Origin of the sequence: Chryseobacterium sp. 2987, from assembly GCF_031456375.1 — a bacterium.
In the GTDB taxonomy this organism is placed as follows: domain Bacteria; phylum Bacteroidota; class Bacteroidia; order Flavobacteriales; family Weeksellaceae; genus Chryseobacterium; species Chryseobacterium vaccae.
In genome coordinates this window covers 174250-189544 of record NZ_JAVDUN010000005.1, presented here as the reverse complement: position 1 = coordinate 189544, position 15295 = coordinate 174250, and the positions used below count along the sequence as shown (strand labels likewise).

Annotated in this window: 12 protein-coding genes and 1 pseudogene; 10 read left to right on the top strand and 3 right to left on the bottom strand. The window is 37.5% G+C overall.

What is annotated here, in order from left to right; translation table 11 throughout:
- Window positions 1-43: 43 nt before the first annotated feature.
- On the bottom strand, window positions 44-769 hold the full coding sequence (locus J2Y40_RS16265; protein WP_153392002.1) for an RNA methyltransferase: 726 nt from the start codon (window positions 767-769) through the stop codon (window positions 44-46).
- Here J2Y40_RS16265 and J2Y40_RS16260 point away from each other — a divergent pair.
- The gene (locus tag J2Y40_RS16260; protein ID WP_310000106.1) at window positions 755-3385 is read left to right on the top strand and encodes a BamA/TamA family outer membrane protein; all 2631 of its coding nucleotides are present in this window, start codon (window positions 755-757) and stop codon (window positions 3383-3385) included. The genes J2Y40_RS16265 and J2Y40_RS16260 overlap by 15 nt on opposite strands.
- Here J2Y40_RS16260 and J2Y40_RS16255 read toward each other — a convergent pair.
- Both J2Y40_RS16255 and J2Y40_RS16250 read right to left on the bottom strand, forming a co-directional pair.
- Window positions 3382-3951 (bottom strand): vancomycin high temperature exclusion protein, encoded by a 570-nt coding sequence (locus tag J2Y40_RS16255; protein ID WP_394349956.1) that lies wholly within the window; start codon window positions 3949-3951, stop codon window positions 3382-3384. The two genes, J2Y40_RS16260 and J2Y40_RS16255, sit on opposite strands and share 4 nt — an antisense overlap.
- A gap of 44 nt (window positions 3952-3995) precedes the next feature.
- Complete coding sequence (locus tag J2Y40_RS16250; protein WP_310000103.1) at window positions 3996-5120, bottom strand: ferredoxin--NADP reductase; 1125 nt, start codon at window positions 5118-5120, stop codon at window positions 3996-3998.
- A gap of 32 nt (window positions 5121-5152) precedes the next feature.
- On the opposite strand from J2Y40_RS16250, the gene J2Y40_RS16245 reads away from it, so the two are divergent.
- The 9 genes and pseudogenes from J2Y40_RS16245 to J2Y40_RS16205 all read left to right on the top strand — a co-directional run bounded on the left by J2Y40_RS16245 (window position 5153) and on the right by J2Y40_RS16205 (window position 15212).
- Window positions 5153-5710, top strand: a complete 558-nt coding sequence (locus J2Y40_RS16245; protein WP_153391994.1) for a TlpA disulfide reductase family protein — start codon at window positions 5153-5155, stop codon at window positions 5708-5710.
- A 24-nt stretch (window positions 5711-5734) separates the two neighbouring features.
- Window positions 5735-6706, top strand: a complete 972-nt coding sequence (locus J2Y40_RS16240; protein WP_153391992.1) for an iron ABC transporter permease — start codon at window positions 5735-5737, stop codon at window positions 6704-6706.
- Between the two features lie 465 nt (window positions 6707-7171).
- The gene (locus J2Y40_RS16235; RefSeq protein ID WP_310000101.1) at window positions 7172-8095 is read left to right on the top strand and encodes an ABC transporter ATP-binding protein; all 924 of its coding nucleotides are present in this window, start codon (window positions 7172-7174) and stop codon (window positions 8093-8095) included.
- Window positions 8096-8258: 163 nt separating this feature from the next.
- Entirely contained in the window at window positions 8259-8711 is a 453-nt protein-coding gene (locus J2Y40_RS16230; protein ID WP_153391988.1) for a MarR family winged helix-turn-helix transcriptional regulator, read from the top strand.
- Window positions 8712-8766: 55 nt separating this feature from the next.
- Window positions 8767-11160, top strand: coding sequence for a 3-hydroxyacyl-CoA dehydrogenase/enoyl-CoA hydratase family protein (locus tag J2Y40_RS16225; protein ID WP_153391986.1), 2394 nt, complete (start codon window positions 8767-8769; stop codon window positions 11158-11160).
- A gap of 85 nt (window positions 11161-11245) precedes the next feature.
- On the top strand, window positions 11246-11710 hold the full coding sequence (gene tnpA, locus J2Y40_RS16220) for an IS200/IS605 family transposase (protein WP_153391984.1): 465 nt from the start codon (window positions 11246-11248) through the stop codon (window positions 11708-11710).
- 105 nt (window positions 11711-11815) lie between these two features.
- Window positions 11816-12994 carry an acetyl-CoA C-acyltransferase gene (locus J2Y40_RS16215; RefSeq protein ID WP_153391982.1) on the top strand — a complete coding sequence of 393 codons (1179 nt, stop codon included), beginning with the start codon at window positions 11816-11818 and terminating at the stop codon, window positions 12992-12994.
- Between the two features lie 31 nt (window positions 12995-13025).
- A pseudogene (locus J2Y40_RS16210) lies at window positions 13026-13383 on the top strand (four helix bundle protein).
- A gap of 50 nt (window positions 13384-13433) precedes the next feature.
- Window positions 13434-15212: an acyl-CoA dehydrogenase family protein gene (locus J2Y40_RS16205; protein ID WP_310000096.1), complete on the top strand. Its 1779-nt coding sequence runs from the start codon at window positions 13434-13436 to the stop codon at window positions 15210-15212.
- Window positions 15213-15295 lie beyond the last annotated feature (83 nt).

The following is a 15295-nucleotide window of genomic DNA, read 5'->3' as shown; positions in this document are numbered from 1 at the left end:
TCTGATATCTGATGTCTGGTATCTAATTTCTGAAATTTTGAAACTACCCTCTAAAGAGCTGTCCCAAAATAATCCCTGCTGCCATTGAAACATTCAGGCTTTCTGTAGACTGTGATTTTCCAAATCTGGGAATTGTTACACATTTATGAAGTAATTTTTCTGTTTCCGGACGCATTCCGTTTCCTTCATTGCCGAGAATAAGGTTCATTTTCTTTGGCTTTTCAAACGTATAGATATTTTCCCCTTCCATATCGGTTCCGATATTAACACTTTCTGTTCCGGACAAATATTCTGTAAGATCGGTATAAGCAACATTTACGCGTGTGAAAGACCCCATGCTGGCCTGTATCACCTTCGGGTTATAGACATCTACCGTATCCTCACTGCAGATAACCTGTTCAATTCCGAACCAATCTGCCAGTCGGATAATCGTACCCAGATTTCCGGGATCCTGGATTCCGTCCAGTACAAGTTGTACTTCCCTGTCTTCCATTTTTTCCTCTTCATCCAGATAGCATACTGCAACGGAATCTTTCGGGGTTTTAAGAAAACTGATCTTTTTCAGCTCATTTTCAGTGATCTGAATAACAGGTGCGTCTGTACGGCCCAATTTTTGTGGATCGGTAGAGAATATTTCCTTAATTTTAATGTTCGAATTGAAAAGTTCACAAATGATTTTATTACCTTCAACCAAAAACAAATTGTATTTTTGTCTGAACTTCTTTTTATCTAAAGACTGTAAAACTTTTATTGTATGAGCTGTAAGCATTATAAGAATTCTCCTCAAAAATATTATAAAATTATCTCATTTGCAACATTTGTTGGTCTCCTTTATGCATGCAGTACCACCAAAAAGGTTCCGGACGGCGAATATCTGCTTTCCAAAAACAATTTTGAGTTTGAAGATAAGAAAGAACCTTTTGATGAAGAACTGAAAGATTATGTACAGCAGAAGCCCAATAAAAAGCAGCTTCTGTTCATGCCGTTAAGCTTAGGATTTTACAATATGGCTAATCCTAAATATGATACGCTGCTTAATGAATACATGACTTATCCCAGTGAGATGAGAAGTCAAAAACTGAGAGATTCACTGTTCATCAAATATGACATGAAAAGCAGTGTCGGAAAAACACTCTTTCTTGACCGCCTTCTTCACAACTGGGGAAGCCCGCCTGTTATTCTGGATCAGACAAGAAGTGAAAAAAGTGCTGAATCTGTTGAAAAAAGAATGGTTTACAGAGGGTTCTGGGATGCAGAAGTAAACTTTAAACATGTGCTGGATTCTGCTTCAAAAAAGGCAGCTGTTAATTATTTCATCAAGCACAATGAACCCACTTATATTAAAGACTATTACTATAATATTACAGACCCTACCGTTAAAGGTCTTTACTGGCAGAAACTTGACAAAAGTCTGATAAGATCCGGACAGATCCTTGACCAGACTGTCCTTGAAAAGGAAGCCGCCAGAATTACCGATCTGATGAGAGAAAACGGATATTATAGATTCAACAGTTCTAATGAAGAAATATCCTTTGTAGCAGATTCTTTAAAAAGTAAAAAAAAGGTTCCGCTTATACTTGAGATCCACAGAGACTCAACAGACCGTCCTTACAAGGTTTCCACTATCGGAAATATTGATGTAGCTATCATAGATGAGCCCGGCGACTACCCTAAAAATACGGTTAAAGACAGTCTGCGCAGAATAAGGTTCCATAAAGTGAATGATAATTATAAAATATCATCCTTGTGGAGGTCTATTATTGTGGACAATAAGCAGGCATATGATCAGAAAAAGCTGGATCTTACGAAGAGAAATCTTCTCGCCATGAATAACTTCAGCCTTGTAAAAGCTAGAGATTCACTGAGAAGAGGTGGCGGTATGGCACCTAATGACAGCATCATTGATGTTCTTTACATCTTAAAACCTCTTCCAAAATATGAACTGAAGGTAGGAACCGACGTCAATTATTCACAGATTCTGAATCTTGGGATATCCCCTTCCGTAGATCTTACCACAAGGAATGTGTTCAGAGGTGCAGAAAACCTTTCTACCAGTCTTTCCGGAGCTTTCGGATCTATAAGAAGTACCAAGGATATCAGCAAAAGAGAACTGGCTTATGAAATTTCTGCTCAGGCCTCCCTTAACTTCCCGAGATTGCTGCTACCTTTTGATTATTATAAACTTCTTCCTAAAAGATACACTCCGACCTCTTCTATCCTATTGGGAGCATCGGTACAAAATAATATCGGTTTGGGAAGGGTAAACTTTAACACAGGGCTTAACTACCAAGCCAATGTTAATGATCAGGTTTCACACAGGCTTACCCTGTTCAACACGCAGGTCAGTCTTACCAAAAATAAAGATGCTTATTATGATTATTTCACGAATGATGAAAGAATCAAGGATGATATGTTCAGAAATTATTTTGATTACACCTCTACTTCTACTATTCCAGAGATTAAGAATATTGAGAACAGATACCTTTCAGGACAACTTAGTATTGATGATGTTTCAGAAATGATTCTGAAAGACAATACTTACATAGGCTCACTGGATAAGAAAACCCAGGATCTTCTGTTGGCATTTATGGGCTCACTCGTGAATAAAGACAGACAAACTCAGGATATCCTCATTTCTTCCATGATTTATAACTTTGTTTATAGTGAGATTGGTAAAAAAGATTATCCGAATGCCTTCTATTTTAACGGAAAAGTAGAACTTGCGGGTAATATTTTAAGCATATTCAATCAAAAAAGAGATGCAGGAGGTGTTATAGCGAACCCTCAGAGAACAATTTTTGGTCTCCCTTACGCTCAGTTCGTAAAATTTGATATCGATACCCGAAAATATTTTAAGTTCAATGGCAATCAGACCTTAGTGTTGCGACAGTTTATTGGTGTTGGTATCCCTTATGGAAACTCTACGGATATGCCCGTGATTAAGTCTTATTTTAATGGGGGGTCCAATGATATCAGGGCTTGGGTAGCTTTTGGAGGACTGGGGCCTTCAGATTCCCAGATTGATGAAAGAGTTCGTACTTATATGACGAACAATGTAAAACTAACCACGAATATAGAATACAGGATTCCTTTTAATGAAATGTATGAAGGTGCATTATTTACGGATATAGGAAACACATGGAGTCTTAGAAAACCCGATGGAAGCGGAGGCTATGGCGATGAATTCAAGTTCAATAAATTTCTGGGACAGGTTGGAGTTGGAAGCGGTGTTGGATTAAGATTGAATATTGCTTATATTACTTTAAGATTAGACCTTGCTTACAAGATCTACGATCCGAATAAACCGGACGGGGACCGATGGAGATTCAAGAACTTCCAGCCTTTTAAACCTACATTGAATATTGCATTCGGATATCCTTTCTAATCCGGAGAAATGCCCAATATAAAATATACTACAGCAATCACTCTGGCGAGAATCTCCCGGAACTGGTTTCTGTAGTAGCTTTCGGGCTTCGTTACATCCTGAGCATCAAATCCCAGTGCATTCATATTATTATTTCTGGCAAAAAACAGCGCCCGAAGATTATGAAATCCCTGAGATACAATAATCACGTCTGTTTTCTTATAAACATCTTTGCAGCGTAAAATACTTTTATAGGTATTAAATCCTTTCGGATCTTCTATAATAATATCTTCGGGAACTCCTTCCTGATACACCAGGTAATTCTTCATGGCTGCAGGTTCATTATATCCCCTACTTTTTTCTCCGCTTACAATGATCTTCCTGATTTTTCCGTGATGGTAAAGAAGCGCAGCAGCATCCATTCTTTTCGTAAAATAAGGATTGGAAAGTCCTGATCTCATTTTTGGGGAAGTTCCCAGAACTAAAGCGATTTCTCTGGGAGGAATTTTGGAGATCTTGGTATAGGTACGTCCGTTCGTCAGCCCAAAAACCCAGGCATTACAAAGAATAATCAACAGAATTCCCATTTCTATTGATATGAAGGTTAAATTAAATATGTTCCTAATAATTCTCAACTAAGATCAAAGTTAAGCTTTATTTTCTTACTTTTTGCTATTGACATGCAAGCTAATATTTTTCCCTGTGCCTCTTCTTTCTCTGTCAGATATTCATTTTCCAGAAGTTCTACCTCTCCATCTTCCAGATAACACTCGCAGCTTCCACAGATTCCGGATTTACACGAATAGGGAACCGGAAAATTCTGAACCAGCAGCTGTTGCAGAATTTTTTCTTTATTATCAGGAAGTTCAGTCAGATAATCTCTACCCAATGACGTAAATTCCACTTCAACATTTCTGATCAGCGGAAATTCTTTTTCTATCGGATAAATATCATCATTAAACTCTTCAAACAGCTCAAAATGTATGTTCTTTTTAGGTATACCGTGATGATAGCAGGCATTAGCAAGCGTCTTGATCATTTCTCCCTTTCCGCAGATCAGTACTTCATCTACAGCATCCCAGATTGTGGATTCTTCATCTGTATCATCCAGATGCAGGATCTGATTGATAATGAGACGTAATTTTTTTTCATCCAGTCTTCCGTAGAAAAACTGATCCGGTGTTTTTTCCTGTGAGAAAAAGTAAAAGATCTGGAATCTTTCCCCATATACTCTGGCCAGATTATCCAGCTGATCTCTGTATACCACTTCTTCCGAACTTTTATTTCCGAAGAAAAGAAACAGTCTTGTTCGAGGCTCATTATGCAGAATATTTTTAAAATGACTGAGGATGGGAGTAATTCCTATACCGGCAGCAAAAGCAACTATCGTCCGGAATTCACTGGGTTTAGACACCAGGGTAAATCTTCCTGAAGGCTCACTTACCAGCATTTCATCTCCTTCATGGTAATGATGAAACAGCTGAGAGGCAGCTCCTTCATTAGAGTTTACTTTTATACCCAGACATATCTTTTTTTCATACGGCGCAGAGGTCATTGAATAATCATTGATGACTTCCTCTCCATGCGCCATAAATTTTATGCTTACAAACTGTCCGGCTTCAAATCTGAAACTCTCCTGTAGATTCTCCGGAATCTCAAACTCCAGAGAGAAAGTATTTTTGGTCAGTTCTACCTTTTTCGTTACTTTTAACCGATGAAACTGTATCAGTTTCCCTTTATAGATTTGTTGTTCCATACTTCAATTCAAAAATAGACAAAAAATAATTTATGAAGAAGATAATTTTATCCACGCTTATTCTTTCCGCACTTTACAGCTGTAACAAAGAAGGCTCGAAAACCGGTGATACTGCAGCTACAGATTCACTTTCTGTAACAGAGAATGCAACTGAAACAAGTGCTTACGTTTCAAAAGAACTTTCTCCTGAAAATGTAGGAAAATATTTAGCTCAAAATAATGATACGCTTTACGTAACGAACTTTTTTGCAACCTGGTGCGGCCCCTGTATGAGAGAAATTCCTCATTTCAAAAACAAAATGCAGGAGCTGAAAGATAAACCTGTGAAATTTACTTTTATCAATTTGGATGATAAATCGGAATGGAACAGTTCCGTGAAAAGTTTTGCCCAACAAAATGACCTGGCTAAAAATATTATTCTTCTGGATGGACAACTACTGGATCAGACGTTCTTTGCCAATAATTTCAAACAGTGGGACGGCGGCTCTATTCCTTTTACCTACATGAGAAAAGGTGATAAAACCGACGAATATTTAGGAATGATGACAGAGGAAGTTCTGAACTCAAAAATTGATGCTCTTTTAAAATAAAATTTACAGAATTCATTCTGAATAATGTCAAATAAATTCAAAATCCTGTGTTTAGTTTTAACAGCTGCCATTATACTGACTGCAGTGATTAATCTGAACACAGGATTTCTCAGTTTAAATTTACAGGATTTCTTTCAGGATTCCTCCAACAGCCAGATCGCTGAAATCCGGATTAACAGGGTTCTGGTAATGCTCCTTGCCGGTATATCAATTCCAACCTCAGGTTTTCTGATGCAGGAATATTTTCAAAATCCACTGGCCGGACCCGATATTTTGGGAATTACTTCCGTGGCCAGCCTATCTGTTGCCTTTTATATTTTCTTCTCCCATAATATCCTGATTCCTGAGTTTTTGCAAAACAGTTTCCTCAGTCTGTCAGCCATTGCGGGCAGCTTAGTCTTAATGCTGGTTTTGCTCTCCATGTCAAATAAATTTCAGGATAAATCTTATCTTATTATTTTCGGATTCCTCGTTTCTGCATTTGCAGGAGCTATTGTTTCCCTTCTTCAGTTCTATGCGGAAAATCAAAGCCTGAAAAACTATATTTTATGGTCATTCGGAGCCAATAATATGGTATCCAGAAACCAGATCTATGTACTTTCTATCCTAGTTTTCATTGGATTGTTTTTCTGCTTTAAAACCATAAAACCATTGATAGGTAATTCACTGGGAGCTTCCTATGCACAAAGCTTAGGCGTAAATCTCAACCAGCTGAAAATCCTGATCATCGCAGCTTCTTCCTTGCTCTCAGCATCAATTACTGCTTTTTTAGGGCCTATCCTATTCATAGGAATTATTGTTCCCCATTTCTGCAGGCTGGTATATAATCCATCAAAATTATGGCAACAGTGGATCCTGAATATGTTTCTGGGAATGTTGGTTATGCTTCTTTTCTCCATTGTTTCGGAGAAAACACATATTCCACTGAATGTGATCAGTTCTGTTTTTGGGATACCGGTAATCCTGGTGATGCTTTTGAAGCAAAATAGGGTTTAAAAAGTCAATAAGTGAATGAGTGTGAATGGTCAATTTATGAAGAAGTTATAATTTGATTAATATTTGCATCTAATCCGAGATTATTTATTGTCTCGCGGATAAAGCAGATTCTTATCTATAAATTTTGTAATATTGATATGTCGAATTGAAAAGTGACGATATTAGAATAAACTCAATGAGTATTAGGATAACACAGAAACAGTTAATTTCAGCAAGCATAATTTTGTTTGTATTTAGTGTTATTTTTCTGGAATATTCAAAAATGTTCAGGATGAATAAAGAGCTCCACTGGATTTATTCATCCGGGCATAATTGGTGGCTTTTTATTGCAATGCCTGTTGCTTTCTGGGGTTCTATTATATTAGGAGGATATTCCTTGGGGAAAGTCAAAAACAATAAAATCTCATATTTTTTATTTAGCCTTCTCCCTCTTATTTTATTTGTAATTTTTATTTCTGTTTAAACATGCACTTACAAATCAGACAAGCCAACATCGGATATCAAAAAATTTTAATTTCAAATGCAAATGCTGAGTTGAAGCTGGGTGATATATGTCTTCTGATCGGAAATAACGGGGTTGGAAAAACAACGCTGATTAAATCTATTCTTCACCAGCAGTCTCTTTTAAGTGGTGAAATCCTGATCAATAATAAAAACATAAAGAATCTTTCTGTGAAAGAAATCGCAGAGAATATCGCTGTGGTTTTTTCAAAATCGAATATTCCCCAACATCATACCGTTGAAGATCTTATTTCATTAGGAAAATACATCTACTATCCTTTCTATTTTGAACTTAAAAAAGAAGACCGGGAAGAAGTTGTCCATATTATAGAGGAACTGGATCTGGTTCAGTACAGACATACTCCGCTTAAGAATCTTTCAGACGGAAATCTGCAGAAAGCCTTTATCGGCCGTGCCATTACACAGAACTCCCCTGTTATTATCCTAGATGAACCTACCACACATCTGGATGAAAAAAACAAAATAATTATTTTAAAGACCCTCCGTAAACTGGCAAAAGAACAGAACAAAATCATTTTATTCTCTTCCCACGACTGGCGGCTGGCCAAAGAATTTGCTGACAAGATCTGGTATGTGAAAGATCAAAAGCTTTTTTCAGGAATGGTTGAAGATGTTCTCCTGCAGCATGATGAACTCACCAATGTTTCTTTATTTCAGGTCAATGACCGTTTTGTTCCTCCATCTATAACTGCCCCCCAGGTTCATAAGGAAATGCTGTATTCTTTACTGCAGAAAAACTTTGAAAAAGATCTTTCCTCTCTTTATTTTGACTATCAGAATGAAATTTGGGAGATTCGTAATAACAACTCTAAGCACCAATGCGAATCTTTTGAAGAAATAATAGATTTCGTTAAAAACATTCATTAATACTCAGTTTTCTTTATTTAATTCACATATTATGCATGCATAGTATTATGCTTGTCATACAATTTAACCGTCTTATTATCAGATTATTAACAAAATTTAACGTTAATAAATGCTATGCATGCATAATATTTACTAAATTTGGGTAACACCATTAGTACGAAAGATGGATAATAACAAGGAAAAAATAGAAAACGTAGATCTCATTTTGAAGCAGACATGGTTAGCTGTTTCCAAAATGTACACAGAATTGGCACAGGAGCATGATTCTACGGCTGTTCAGGCCCTAACTCTTCTTAAGATTGATCCGAAAGAAGGAACAAGAAGTACCAATCTTGGCCCCAAAATGGCCATTGAACCCACTTCCCTGACCCGGATCATCAAACTTCTGGAGGATAACGGCTATATCTATAAGGAAAAGACGACCACCGATAAAAGAGAAGTGATCATCAAGCTTACAGATAAAGGTCTCAACTCCAGAAACATGTCTAAAGAAGTTGTTGTGAACTTTAATAAGAAAGTGATGGAAAAGATTGCTCCTGAAAAACTGGAAACCTTCAAAGAAGTCATGTCTGAAGTCATGAAGATAGCCAACGAATTATTAAACAACAGAAAATAAGCGATCATATCACCACAAGGTATATATGGCCTTTAGAAACAATAAAAATTTACATATGAAAAGAAGAATCAAACATGTAACGGTTCTTGGTTCAGGAATTATGGGCAGCGGTATTGCAGCACACTTTGCCAATATTGGCGTGGAAGTGTCACTTTTGGATATCGTTCCTTTTGAACTGACTGAAGCTGAGCAGAAAAAAGGTTTGACCAAAGATGATAAGGCAGTAAGAAACAGAATTGCTGCTGAAAACTTTGAAAAACTAAAAAAAGCGAGTCCGGCACTCCTTTATTCGCCTAAATTTGCAGACAGAATAAAGATAGGAAACTTTGACGATGATCTTCCGAAAATCAAAAATACAGACTGGATTATTGAAGTTGTGGTTGAAAGACTTGACATCAAAAAGTCAGTTTACGAAAAAATTGAACAATTCAGAAAACCGGGAACATTAATTTCTTCTAATACATCCGGAATTCCAATCCATTTCTTAACAGAAGGAAGAAGCGAAGATTTCAAAAAATACTTTGCAGGAACTCACTTCTTCAATCCGGTAAGATACCTTCCTCTTCTTGAGATTATTCCTACCAATGATACAGATCCGGAAATCATAGATTTCTATATGAACTATGGGGCTAAATTCCTAGGTAAAACAACCGTTTTAGCCAAAGATACTCCCGCTTTCATCGCTAACAGAATCGGGGTATTTTCTATGATGGATCTTCTTCATAATGTACAGAAATTAGGTCTTACTGTTTCTGACGTAGATAAATTAACAGGTCCTGTGATTGGCCGTCCTAAATCTGCCACATTCAGAACGGCTGATGTTGTTGGTCTGGATACCTTAGTAATGGTAGCCAATGGTGTACGCCAAAGCGGTGCTGAAGCGAACGACTTCAATGATGTATTCGCTCTTCCTGCCTATATCCAGAAAATGATGGATAACAAATGGCTGGGCTCAAAAACAGAACAAGGATTCTATAAAAAAGTGAAAAATGCAGAAGGAAAATCTGAAATTCACGGATTAAACCTTGATACCTTAGAATATGAACTTCAGGGAAAATCTTCTTTCCCTACCCTGGAATTAACCAAAGCTATTGATAAACCAATTGATCGATTCAAAGTATTGATCGGCGGTAAAGATAAAGCAGGTGAACTTTACAGAAAATCTTTAGGAGCACTATTCGCCTATGTTTCGCATAAAGTTCCTGAAATTTCTGACGAAGTTTATAAAATTGACGATGCCATGAGAGCCGGTTTCGGATGGGAAAACGGACCATTTGAAATCTGGGATGCCGTAGGGGTTCAAAAAGGTATTGAACTGGCTAAAGATGCAGGATATGAAGTTTCAGACTGGGTGAAAAATGTAGAAACGTTCTATAAAGTAAATGACGAAGGACAAAGCATTTATGTTGATAAAAACTCTGGAGAATACAATAAAATTCCAGGACAGGATGCTTTCATTATCCTTGATAATATTAGAAAAAACAAAACCCTTTGGAGCAATTCAGGGGCTGCAATTGAAGATCTTGGTGATGGAATCATCAACTTCGAAATCCGTTCAAAAATGAACTCTCTTGGAGGCGAAGTTCTTGATGGATTAAACAGAGCCATTGACTTAGCAGAAAAAGAATATGATGGATTAGTCGTAGGAAACCAAGGAGCCAATTTCTCTGTAGGTGCCAACCTTGCCATGATCCTTATGATGGCTATCGAACAGGACTGGGATGATCTGAATATGGCAATCGCTTACTTCCAGAAATCCATGATGAGGGTACGCTACTCTTCTATTCCTGTTGTAGTTGCTCCTCACGGAATGACTTTAGGAGGCGGATGCGAAATGACCATGCACGCAGACCGAGTGGTTGCAGCAGCAGAAACGTATATCGGACTTGTAGAAACAGGTGTTGGTGTAATTCCTGGCGGTGGCGGTACAAAAGAATTGACTTTAAGAACTTCAAGAGAATTCCACAACGATGATGTTAAAAACAACAGACTCCGTGAGGCCTTCATGAATATCGCTATGGGTAAAGTTGCTACTTCAGCTTATGAAGCCTACGATATGGGAATCCTTGAAAAAGGTAAAGACATTGTTTCCGTAAGCAAAAACAGACAAATCGCCGAAGCTAAAAAAGTAGCCAAACTATTGGCAGAACAAGGCTATACTCAACCCATCGAGCAAAAAGTTAAAGTTCTTGGTAAGGATGCATTAGGAATGTTCTACGTAGGAACCGACCAGATGCTTACAGGAAATTATATTTCCGCACACGATAAGAAAATTGCAGATAAACTAGCCAACGTAATGGTAGGAGGAAATCTTTCTGAACCAACTGTCGTAACGGAACAATACCTATTGAACCTTGAAAGAGAAACCTTCCTTCAGCTTTGCGGCGAAAGAAAAACTCTTGAGAGAATTCAGTATATGTTACAAAATGGTAAACCGTTGAGAAATTAATAGGGAGCTCCGTAGGAGCGAACTGTTAATAACTATGAATAATTTACAATTTTGCAGAGCCTCGTAGAGGCGACCTGTTAGTTTTATGGCTAATACCTATACACAAATTTATATTCAAATTGTTTTCGCAGTAAAAGGAAGACAAAACCTGATTTCAAAAGAAAACAGGGAGGAATTACATAAATTCATCACAGGTATCATTAGCAACAGAAATCAAAAATTATTCGCTGTATTTGCAATGCCCGACCATGTTCATATTCTTATAAGCATGAATCCTGTATTGTCAGTTTCAGATTTAGTAAGAGATATAAAAGCGGGTTCTTCAAAATTCATCAATGAAAAAGGATGGATCAATGGAAAATTCAATTGGCAGGAAGGGTACGGAGCTTTTTCTTATTCTAAAAGCAGTGTTGATTCTGTTGTAAAATATATTTTAAAACAGGAAGAACATCATAAAAAGAAAACTTTTAGAGAAGAATATCTGGATTTTATGTCAAAATTTGAAATTGAATATGATCCGAAATATTTATTTGAATGGATTGAAGACTAACAGGTCGCTCCTACGGAGCTCCCCAAATTGCAATACAATACAACTATGAACAGTTTACCTCTACGAGGCAAAATTTCTCAAAAACAATTTAATTAAACAAAAAATATGAAAACAGCATATATAGTAAAGGGGTTCAGAACGGCCGTTGGAAAAGCTCCAAAGGGAAGTTTAAGATTTACAAGACCCGATGTAATGGCAGCTACCGTTATTGAAAAATTAATGGCAGAGCTTCCGCAATTAGATAAAAACAGAATTGATGACCTTATCGTGGGGAATGCAATGCCTGAAGCTGAGCAGGGGCTTAACGTTGCCCGTCTGATCTCTTTGATGGGATTAAATACAGATAAAGTTCCGGGAGTAACCGTAAACAGATACTGCGCATCAGGAAGTGAGGCCATTGCGATTGCTTCAGCGAAAATCCAGGCAGGAATGGCTGACTGTATTATCGCGGGAGGTACAGAATCTATGTCTTATATTCCGATGGGAGGTTATAAGCCGGTTCCGGAAACGGATATCGCAAAAACCAACCCTGATTATTACTGGGGAATGGGTTACACAGCTGAAGAAGTAGCTAAACAATATAATATATCAAGAGAAGAGCAGGATCAGTTTGCTTTTGAATCCCATATGAAAGCCTTAAAAGCAAATCAGGAAGGGAAATTTGCCAATCAGATTGTTCCTATTCCTGTAGAATATAACTTCTTAGACGAAAATCAGAAAATGCAGACCAAAAAGTTTGACTTTTCTGTGGACGAAGGCCCAAGAGCAGATACGTCTCTTGCAGGTTTAGCAAAGTTAAGACCTGTATTCGCCAACGGAGGAAGCGTTACAGCCGGAAACTCTTCGCAAATGAGTGACGGAGCAGCTTTCGTAATGGTAATGAGCGAGGAAATGGTTAAAGAATTAGGATTACAGCCGGAAGCAAGATTAGTGGCTTATGCAGCAGCAGGTCTTGAACCCAGAATCATGGGGATGGGACCAATCTACGCTATTCCAAAGGCATTAAAACAGGCAGGTTTAGAACTAAAAGATATCGAGCTTATTGAGCTTAACGAAGCTTTTGCCTCTCAATCGGTAGCAATTAAGAAAGAATTAGGCTTAAATCCAGATATCCTGAACGTAAACGGAGGTGCCATCGCTTTAGGTCACCCACTTGGATGTACCGGAACTAAACTTACCGTTCAGCTTCTTGACGAAATGAGAAGACGCGGCAACAAGTACGGAATGGTTTCCATGTGTGTGGGAACGGGCCAGGGAGCGGCTTCTATTTTTGAACTACTTTAATTAATTATAGATTTTAAATTATAAATTTTAGATGAGTTTCAAACAAGACAATTTGATCCAAATAAAAACATTTGAATTTGCTTTAAGAATAATAAAACTTTATACTGAATGTAAATCTCAAAATGAGTTTATTTTATCAAAACAAATTCTTCGTTCCGGAACTTCTATCGGAGCAAACGTAGAAGAAGCTATTGTAGCTCAGTCTAAAAAAAGATTTTATATCAAAGCTTTCTATTGCAAACAAAGAAGCTAGAGAAACAAAATATTGGCTGAAGCTTTACCCTTCTTCAAGTCTTGTTCAAATTGACATCGAGCCTTATTTAAAAGAAATAGAAATGATTATTAATATTTTGACTAAAATCATTAAAACATCATCTGAAAATTTATAACGACAAAATCTAATTTAAAATTTATAATCTAAAATTTAAAATAATAACAAATGAGCAATATACTTAAGGGCGGAGAATTCCTGATCAAAGAAATTCCTGCAAACGAAATCTTCAGTATTGAAGAATTAAATGAAGAACAAAAAATGCTTCGTGATTCTGCGAAAGAATTTATAGATAGAGAAGTAGTTCCGCAGAAAGAGCGTTTTGAAAAGAAAGATTATGCTCTTACTGAAGAAACGATGCGTAAGCTTGGTGAAATGGGAATGTTGGGAATTGCCGTTCCTGAAGAATACGGAGGTCTTGGAATGGGCTTTGTAACCACAATGCTTGCCTGCGATTATATTTCAGGAGTTACAGGTTCATTGGCAACTGCTTATGGCGCGCACACCGGAATCGGGACCCTTCCAATTGTTCTTTACGGAACTGAAGAGCAGAAAAACAAATACCTTCCGGATCTGGCAACAGGAGCAAAATTCGGGGCTTACTGCTTAACTGAACCGGATGCAGGTTCTGATGCGAACTCTGGAAAAACAAGAGCTAAACTTTCCGAGGATGGAAAACATTATATCATCAACGGACAGAAAATGTGGATTTCCAATGCAGGTTTCGCTGATACATTCACTCTGTTCGCTAAGATTGATGATGACAAAAACATCACCGGTTTCGTCATCAACAGATCTGAGCTTGAAAACCCTGAAAGCCTTACTTTCGGTGAAGAAGAACATAAATTAGGTATTCGTGCCTCTTCTACCCGCCAGGTTTTCTTTAATGATATGAAGGTTCCTGTTGAGAACTTATTGGGAGAAAGAAACAACGGATTCAAAATCGCATTAAATGCACTAAATGTTGGCCGTATTAAATTAGCGGCAGCATGTCTTGATGCACAGAGAAGAATTTTAAACCACTCTATCCAGTATTCTAACGAAAGAAAGCAGTTTGGCGTTTCTATTTCTACTTTTGGAGCCATCAGAAAGAAAATCGCTGAAATGGCAACCGGAGTTTTCGTAAGTGAGGCAGGTTCTTACAGAGCGGCAAAAAATATTCAGGATAAAATTGATGAGCTGGTAGCAGGAGGAATGGATCATCAGGCAGCAGAGCTTAAAGGAGTTGAAGAATTCGCAGTAGAGTGTTCTATCCTTAAAGTTTTCGTTTCTGATCTTGCTCAGCATACAGCTGATGAAGGAATCCAGGTTTACGGTGGTATGGGATTCTCTGAAGATACTCCAATGGAAGCGGCATGGAGAGACTCAAGAATTTCCAGAATCTATGAAGGAACCAATGAAATCAACAGATTATTAGCGGTTGGAATGCTTATTAAGAGAGCAATGAAAGGAGAACTAGACTTATTGTCTCCTGCAATGGCGATCAGCAAAGAATTAATGGGAATTCCTTCATTTGAAGTTCCTGATTATTCTGAATTCATGAGTGAAGAAAAATCAATCATCGCTAATCTTAAGAAGGTATTCCTTATGGTTTCCGGAGCAGCGCTTCAGAAGTATATGATGGATATTGAAAAACAGCAGCACTTATTATTAAATGCATCGGAGATCCTTAACCAGATCTATATGGCAGAATCTGCGATATTAAGAGCTGAAAAACACTTTGCTCCTGATTCTGTAGAAGCAGCTATGGCCCAGCTTAACCTTTATAAAGCGGTTGAAAAGATCATTGTTGCAGCTAAAGAAGGAATTGTTTCTTTCGCTGAAGGAGATGAGCAGAGAATGATGCTTTCAGGATTAAGAAGATTCACGAAATATGCCAACCATCCAAATGTAGTGGCACTCACTGAAAAAGTGGCTGCTCACTATATCGAAAAAGGAAATTATTAGTCTTTTATACATAAATTTGATTAAAGCGTCTCACCTTTCTGAGGCGCTTTTTTATTGAATATCAACAGAAAAAACAGTATCTT

Excerpts from the sequence above, each read along its gene's own strand:
- J2Y40_RS16230 (WP_153391988.1), top strand. The coding sequence starts at position 8,259 with ATGGATAATAACAAGGAAAAAATAGAAAACGTAGATCTCATTTTGAAG.
- J2Y40_RS16225 (WP_153391986.1), top strand. The coding sequence starts at position 8,767 with ATGAAAAGAAGAATCAAACATGTAACGGTTCTTGGTTCAGGAATTATG.
- J2Y40_RS16205 (WP_310000096.1), top strand. The coding sequence starts at position 13,434 with ATGAGCAATATACTTAAGGGCGGAGAATTCCTGATCAAAGAAATTCCT.
- J2Y40_RS16265 (WP_153392002.1), bottom strand. The coding sequence starts at position 769 with ATGCTTACAGCTCATACAATAAAAGTTTTACAGTCTTTAGATAAAAAG.
- J2Y40_RS16215 (WP_153391982.1), top strand. The coding sequence starts at position 11,816 with ATGAAAACAGCATATATAGTAAAGGGGTTCAGAACGGCCGTTGGAAAA.
- J2Y40_RS16260 (WP_310000106.1), top strand. The coding sequence starts at position 755 with ATGAGCTGTAAGCATTATAAGAATTCTCCTCAAAAATATTATAAAATT.
- J2Y40_RS16250 (WP_310000103.1), bottom strand. The coding sequence starts at position 5,120 with ATGGAACAACAAATCTATAAAGGGAAACTGATACAGTTTCATCGGTTA.
- J2Y40_RS16245 (WP_153391994.1), top strand. The coding sequence starts at position 5,153 with ATGAAGAAGATAATTTTATCCACGCTTATTCTTTCCGCACTTTACAGC.
- J2Y40_RS16255 (WP_394349956.1), bottom strand. The coding sequence starts at position 3,951 with ATGGGAATTCTGTTGATTATTCTTTGTAATGCCTGGGTTTTTGGGCTG.
- J2Y40_RS16240 (WP_153391992.1), top strand. The coding sequence starts at position 5,735 with ATGTCAAATAAATTCAAAATCCTGTGTTTAGTTTTAACAGCTGCCATT.
- tnpA (WP_153391984.1), top strand. The coding sequence starts at position 11,246 with ATGGCTAATACCTATACACAAATTTATATTCAAATTGTTTTCGCAGTA.
- J2Y40_RS16235 (WP_310000101.1), top strand. The coding sequence starts at position 7,172 with ATGCACTTACAAATCAGACAAGCCAACATCGGATATCAAAAAATTTTA.